Below are 6,168 nucleotides of genomic sequence, written 5' to 3'. Positions count from 1 at the left end.
GACAGCCATGTCTTTTCGTTTTGTGGCATGGCTGAACGAGAATCGAGACCTGTTTGCCGCTCACAAAGCGCGTTTTGGCTTGGTTTGGGCTTGAAATTTGTTTAAGTACCGCTATCAACACCAGACCCTCTCGAGTTAGCACGGGTCTTCGATATTTAGTTACGCAGACTAGGTGAATTTTGAGGTCGGTGACGCTATGCCTGCCACGCCGAAACTGGGTTGCCATTCTCTGTTAACTTAGCTAATATATGTACAGACCTACTTTAACACGAGGCATGAAGTCTAAGTATAAGTACCGCTTCTATCCGACAGACCAACAGCAGGAGAGCCTCGCTCAACTGTTCGGTTGTGTCCGTGTCGTATGGAACGATGCTTTGGCTTCGTGTAAGTCCGACAAATACCCTGGCTATAACACTTTGTCTAAGGCGTTAACTCAGTCCAAAAAGACAGAGGAACGCCGTTGGTTAAAAGATGTTTCGTCTGTCCCGTTGCAGCAGTCGTTAAAGCAGCTAGACACAGCTTTTAAAAACTTTTTCGACTCGCTAAAAGGGAAACGAAAAGGCAAAAAAGTCAGTCAGCCCAAATTCAAGAAAAAGACAAAACGTCAGGCTGCTACTTTTACTAAAGCAGCGTTTTCGGTAAAAGGTGAAGTAGTGTATCTCGCAAAAATCGGCGACTTTAAGCCGATTTGATCTAGGAAATTGCCCGCAACTCCCAGCTCTGTCACAGTCATTAAAGACTGTGCAAACCGCTATTTTTTAAGTTTTGTTGTTGAGGGCAAACCCACTAACATCGAGGCTGAAAACCAAAGCATTGGCATCGACTTAGGACTCAAAACTTTTGCTGTAATGAGTGACGGAGAAAAAGTCGAAAGCCCTGACTACTCGAAGTTAGACCGTCGAATTCGCCAACGGCAACGCCAATTAGCGCGTCAACTGAAAGGCTCGAAGCGGAGAAACAAAACCCGGCTTCGTATTGCCAAGCTACACAACAAAATCGCAGATACACGCTTAGATTTTCTGCACAAGCTATCAACTCAGGTCGTTAGTGAGAACCAAACTATCGTCCTAGAGGACTTAAATGTGTCGGGAATGGTCAAAAATCGACGATTAGCCCGTGCTATCAGTCAACAAGGCTGGCGAGAGTTCCGAATTCTGTGCGAGGCTAAATCGGAAAAGTTCGGGCGAGATTTTCGGGTCATTAACCGATGGGAGCCTACGAGCCAAGTTTGCTCGGAGTGTGGTTTTAAGTGGGGCAAATTAGACCTATCAGTACGTTCGGTCGTGTGCTTGAGTTGTGAAACTGAACACGACCGCGACGAAAACGCTGCGAGAAATATAGAAACGGTCGGCATGGGGCATCGGCACGACCGTTCGGCTGAGCTCACGGCCGAAGCCTTAAACGGACGGGGAGCGACTGTAAGACCTCTTCGGAGGCGAGTTGCTGGGCACCGTCAAGAATCACGCCCGGCTTCAGCGGGCGTGAGTATGTCAAGATACATTTCTTAAAATCATTTCTGGGTAAGCATTGCAGACCTTTTGCTACCCCCAAGGCAGGCTCGACAACAACATAGACTCCCCTTGAAAAGTCGATTCCCCTCGATGGGGATGAAACCAGCATTTACCAGTAGCCATAGCTTGTGATAGCCTATCAAGATCCGTCGCAGTACTCCGCCTATACCGCGAAGCGGTTAGGGGGTGGTGAAGCGGCGGTGAGTTGAGGTGCGTCCCCTGAACAATGCGATAGCGAGAGAAGGGGATAGCGCCGAAACGAACAAACTGGTAAAATTGCCTTACCGGAAACGGTCTTTAAGATCCTAAGGGTATGGTTCGCAGCACCCGAAAAACCCGTGGTGGAGGTAAACCACAAAATCGCCAGTTGGTGTGGCCAAGAGAATTTGATTCTCGCTTATGTCTGCGGTGGGGCGCATCGTGGACGTTAAACAAACAGCCTGTGAAGGCGTTCTGACCGGGGGTATTCGGGCTTGCTCGTTTATCTAGGCATGAGCCAGTGAAACAGGAATCTCCGACCATACCCGCTAGGGTTGGGGGGAGAGCGTCAATCAACAGACCGAACTGCTGGTGTGGCTTGAGACGTGCAGGGGTGTATGTAACTACGCACTGCGCGAACTCAAAGAGTGGATGGCTTCGCGTCAGCGTCTCGTAGATCGGTGTTCGCTTGAAAAGGAATACATAGTTCTCGCAGACGAACCTTTGCCGTCCTACCATCGCCAGCCAAACAACTTGCCCAAAGCCAAGAAGCAATTTCCACATTTTCCACATTTGAGTCAAGTGCCTTTTCAGGTGTTGCAAGCGACAATTCGCCGGTTAAACAATACCTGGAATGCATTTCGCCTCCCCCCTTCGCCTCCCTTGGGAAGGGGAGTTGGGGAGAATTTTCCGCGCTTCAAGAAGTTCGGTCAATTCAAGTCCTTTGTATTTCCCAAGTTCAAAAACAATCCCCTCAGTGGCAACACCATCAAGTTGCCTAAAGTTGGGAACGCCCCGATCGACCTGTATCGCCCCATCCCTGATGGGTTCAACGTCAAGCCGGTTCGGGTTGTTTCCAAAGTTCGGGGAACACAATGGTATGTTGTCGTCACCATTCTCGAACGATAAGGCGAGCGCCCGAGAACGGGGCGATCGAAAACATGGAGATCGAATGTCTGCCCTATGGCGTCGGTCATACAAACGAAGGGATTAGTTTGTGGGTGCGAATCGGCCCCCATCGCGTCCTGCTCGATTGCGGTCTAGAGACCCTAACCCCCCTCCTCTCGACTGACGGTCGGATGCGCGTTGCCGACTGCGTTATCTGTACTCACGCCCATCCCGATCACGCGCGGGGGTTGTTGTCGCTGCACCAAATCGCGCCGTACCTCCCCATCTACGCCAGCGAAATTACGGCCGAGTTATTGCCGCTGAACTGGCTCGAGGTCGAACGGGTTCCCCCGTTTTGTCAAGGATTGCCGTGGCGATCGCCCGTCGAGATCGCAGACGAATTGTGGGTGGAACTGTTTCCCGCCGGACATCTTCCGGGGGCGTCGGTGGTGCGGTTGACCTATCACGGTCGCGATCGCGCCTATTCTGTGGTTTATACCGGAGACTTTCTCCTGTCCAACTCTCGCCTCGTGGACGGGTTGCCTCTCGAAGAACTGCGGGATTGGCATCCCGACGTTCTCATCACCGAAGGGAGTTACGGAACCGCCCGCTATCCACGACGGCGCAGCCAAGAAAACCAACTCGCCGAACGGATCGATCGCGCTCTCAGCGACGGTTACGGAATTCTCATGCCCGTTCCAACGTTGGGCTTAGGGCAGGAACTGTTAATGCTGCTGCGATCGCACCACCATTTTACCGGCCGCGAAATCGACTTGTGGGTTGACGGTAGCGTCGCCGCTGGCTGCGATGCCTATCTCGAAATTTTGCCTCACCTGCCCACTTCGGTGCAAAACTTCGCCCGTCATCAAGCCCTGTTTTGGGACGATCGCGTGCGGCCGCACATGAAACGACTGACCTCGAGCGATCGCCCTCGACTGCAAGACTCTCCTTGTATCGTCCTCACCGAACTCGAGGCCGACTTAGACGCATACTGTCGAGAGATCGAGCGAAACTGGCTAGTACTGCGCTCCCTCAAACCTGGCTATTCCGTCCCCGAAAGCAGCATCGACGAACTGCCTAACGTGCGGGTGGAAACCTACCTTCTCAGCGAACACTGCGATCGCTCTGGAACCACCCAGCTCATTCACAATCTACGCCCCCAACACGTCGTCTTCGTTCACGGTTCCCCCAACTACCTCGCCGATCTCACCAACCTCGAAGAACTGCGAAACCGCTATCAACTCCACTATCCCTCTGTCGGAAAACTCGTCGAACTGCCGCTGCGAGAACAGCGTCCCCAACCCGATCTCCCCGATAGCCGCTACGAAGGCGAACTCACCGAACTCGAAACCTGTATTACCATCACCTTACCTCCAGCATTGGCCTGCGATCGCCGCTGGCAAACCTTCGCCGACACCGGACTTATCGAAACTCGGTGGCAGGGGGACGAACTGGTGCTGCGGGGGTTATCGCAGCGGGAACTACTCGATCGCGATCGAGTAGTTCCCCCCAATCTCGCCTGTTGTGCCAACTGTCGCTACTACCGAGGACAGCGATGCTTCAATTCCGATTCTCCCCTTCACGGCTTCAAAGTTACCCCCGACGGGAGTTGTCCGGTGTTTCAACCCGTTGAGGAGGATTAGAGGAGAAGCAAGGGAGAGCTGACAAGGCCATGATTGTAAGAGAAGGAGAAAGAGGAGCTAAAAAGGAAAGCCGTAGACCTGTTTGGGAGCAGCAATGGGTGTATGTGAACGCTCCGACGATTCACTGCTAAGCAGTAGAATCGCGGCTTCCTTGTCCGGCACTCTCCCCTACGGAGCAGCTACAGTTGTCCAAGATAGGCGGCGCTCTCGCCTACGGTCAGGAACTTTGGCCTTGACCGCACTCCGAGTCGTTTCCGCTCGTGAGTTTAAGTGATTATCGACAATGCCATACCAACTTTTGACCGGCTCCCTACTTTTAACAATCGGGCGATACCGGACTTACAGGTTTAGCTGTACCTTACCGAGCAGGTCTTGTATCTACCCGGTACTCCAGAGTTCTTAGGAGTATCACCTCTAGAAATTAAGCGATCGCCAATTCTCCAAACTGTTCCCAGATCCGGTGTTTCCTGTTCCCAACCTCAACCAACCGTCTTTTTCAACAAACCCTAACTATTCTCCGCATCAAACTGACAAATCGAACTGGGATTAATCGGACAAGTCCCCGATTCAACTGGATTTTCCACGAAAATCGCCCGAACAAGGGTTTTCATCGTCGCAATTGGAGAAATATCGGAAATGTCGTTATTTTGAAAATCCACCCAGTTCAAGCTTGACATTTGCGGCAAAATATGTATGTTGCGAATCTCATTATCTCGGATATATAACTCTGTCAAATTCGTTAACGCAGCCAACGGTGAAATATCGACGATATCGTTGCCGTTTAAATACAATTCATTGAGGGATGCCATCTGCTGCAATCCCTGTAACTCGACAATCTTGTTGTTGTCAAGGTGGAGTTCGTACATTTCCGTCAACGGAAATAACGGCGTGATATCTTCAATTTCATTATCGTTGAGGGACAGCGTTTGTAAATCGATCGACCTGTTTAAAGGGTCAATATTTTCAATTTTATTGCTGTTTAAAAATAGCGTTTTTAAATTAACCAAATCCCGCAACGGTTCGACATCTTCGATTTGATTGTCGTTTAAAAAGAGAACCTCCAAAGATATTTTACCGTCGAGGGCAGAAATATCTTCAATTTGATTTCGATCGAGATTCAACTTCCGCAAGTTCAACGTCGCCAGAGGACTCACATCGGAAATTTGGTTGTGACTCAGCAGCAGTTCTTCTAAATTCGTCAACTGTGACAGGGGCGACAGGTCGGACAACTCGTTTAAACTCAAATCCAGCCGCGTTAACTGCGTCAGGGAAGCTAAGGGGCGTAAATCCGTCAATCCTTGGGCGCTGAGGTTGAGATCGGTCGTTTCCTGTAATTGCGTTTCCGCCGCCGCGCAATCGGTGGTTTCGGCGCGACGCAACATCACTTCTATGGTCTTTTGCGTCTGGGGTTCGAGGCTGTCCCGTTCCTCGCACCATGCGGCAAAAGAACGCACCTCCTGCGCCTGGAGTCCTCCCCCAAACGCGGACGTTGTCACAATACCGGCGATCGCAATTCCGCGCAGTATTCCCTTCATAGCTTCTCTGTACTGTATTGTCTGGATTTCCTCACACTCTAGCAATTCTCACCGACGAAAATCCGGTCAGTTTCTATCGATCTCGAACCCATCGATTACTCGGCGTTGGGGTCCGCTTCGCGGTTCCGCCAGCGATAGACGATATATCCCACCACCGTCGCCACTGCGAAACTGGCGAAGCCGCGATGAGACAACATGGCGATTTCCTTCGTGGGGAAGGGAATCAGAAAACTAGCCGCCAGTAACCCCCCCGCAATCCAAAGGCCGTTGTTACGGAACTTATAGCCGATAAATCCCCCTGGGACTAAGGCGACAAGGAATAACAGCCAGGAGAGGACTTCAGTAAGTTGCTGTCGGGTTTCGGCGATCGCATTCATGATGGAGTCTCCCGAG

Annotated in this window: 6 protein-coding genes; 4 read left to right on the top strand and 2 right to left on the bottom strand. The window is 51.3% G+C overall.

Annotated elements, in window-relative coordinates:
- Positions 1-275 precede the first annotated feature (275 nt).
- The 4 genes from GEI7105_RS40715 (at position 276) to GEI7105_RS0101680 (ending at position 4,240) form a co-directional block, all read left to right on the top strand.
- Positions 276-692, top strand: coding sequence for an RNA-guided endonuclease InsQ/TnpB family protein (locus GEI7105_RS40715; RefSeq protein ID WP_342662804.1), 417 nt, complete (start codon positions 276-278; stop codon positions 690-692).
- A gap of 9 nt (positions 693-701) precedes the next feature.
- Positions 702-1,508, top strand: coding sequence for an RNA-guided endonuclease InsQ/TnpB family protein (locus GEI7105_RS40710; protein ID WP_342662803.1), 807 nt, complete (start codon positions 702-704; stop codon positions 1,506-1,508).
- 573 nt (positions 1,509-2,081) lie between these two features.
- Positions 2,082-2,618: a hypothetical protein gene (locus GEI7105_RS0101685; RefSeq protein ID WP_017658759.1), complete on the top strand. Its 537-nt coding sequence runs from the start codon at positions 2,082-2,084 to the stop codon at positions 2,616-2,618.
- Positions 2,619-2,650: 32 nt separating this feature from the next.
- Positions 2,651-4,240, top strand: coding sequence for an MBL fold metallo-hydrolase (locus GEI7105_RS0101680; RefSeq protein WP_017658758.1), 1,590 nt, complete (start codon positions 2,651-2,653; stop codon positions 4,238-4,240).
- A 506-nt stretch (positions 4,241-4,746) separates the two neighbouring features.
- Here GEI7105_RS0101680 and GEI7105_RS28595 read toward each other — a convergent pair.
- Together GEI7105_RS28595 and GEI7105_RS0101670 are read right to left on the bottom strand one after the other, a co-directional pair.
- A complete protein-coding gene (locus GEI7105_RS28595) occupies positions 4,747-5,775 on the bottom strand; it encodes a leucine-rich repeat domain-containing protein (protein ID WP_017658757.1) in 1,029 nt (342 codons plus the stop codon).
- A gap of 95 nt (positions 5,776-5,870) precedes the next feature.
- Positions 5,871-6,152, bottom strand: coding sequence for a hypothetical protein (locus GEI7105_RS0101670; RefSeq protein WP_017658756.1), 282 nt, complete (start codon positions 6,150-6,152; stop codon positions 5,871-5,873).
- Between the last annotated feature and the right edge of the window lie 16 nt (positions 6,153-6,168).

It is taken from the genome of Baaleninema simplex PCC 7105 (assembly GCF_000332355.1).
Classification (GTDB): domain Bacteria; phylum Cyanobacteriota; class Cyanobacteriia; order Cyanobacteriales; family Geitlerinemataceae; genus Baaleninema; species Baaleninema simplex.
Note: the sequence above shows the minus strand (reverse complement) of the source record. Positions and strands in the feature narration are given on the sequence as shown.

What these genes read in the sequence shown, in the direction of transcription:
- GEI7105_RS0101670 (WP_017658756.1), bottom strand. Translation starts at nt 6,152, where the DNA reads ATGAATGCGATCGCCGAAACCCGACAGCAACTTACTGAAGTCCTCTCC.
- GEI7105_RS40715 (WP_342662804.1), top strand. Translation starts at nt 276, where the DNA reads ATGAAGTCTAAGTATAAGTACCGCTTCTATCCGACAGACCAACAGCAG.
- GEI7105_RS0101680 (WP_017658758.1), top strand. Translation starts at nt 2,651, where the DNA reads ATGGAGATCGAATGTCTGCCCTATGGCGTCGGTCATACAAACGAAGGG.
- GEI7105_RS28595 (WP_017658757.1), bottom strand. Translation starts at nt 5,775, where the DNA reads ATGAAGGGAATACTGCGCGGAATTGCGATCGCCGGTATTGTGACAACG.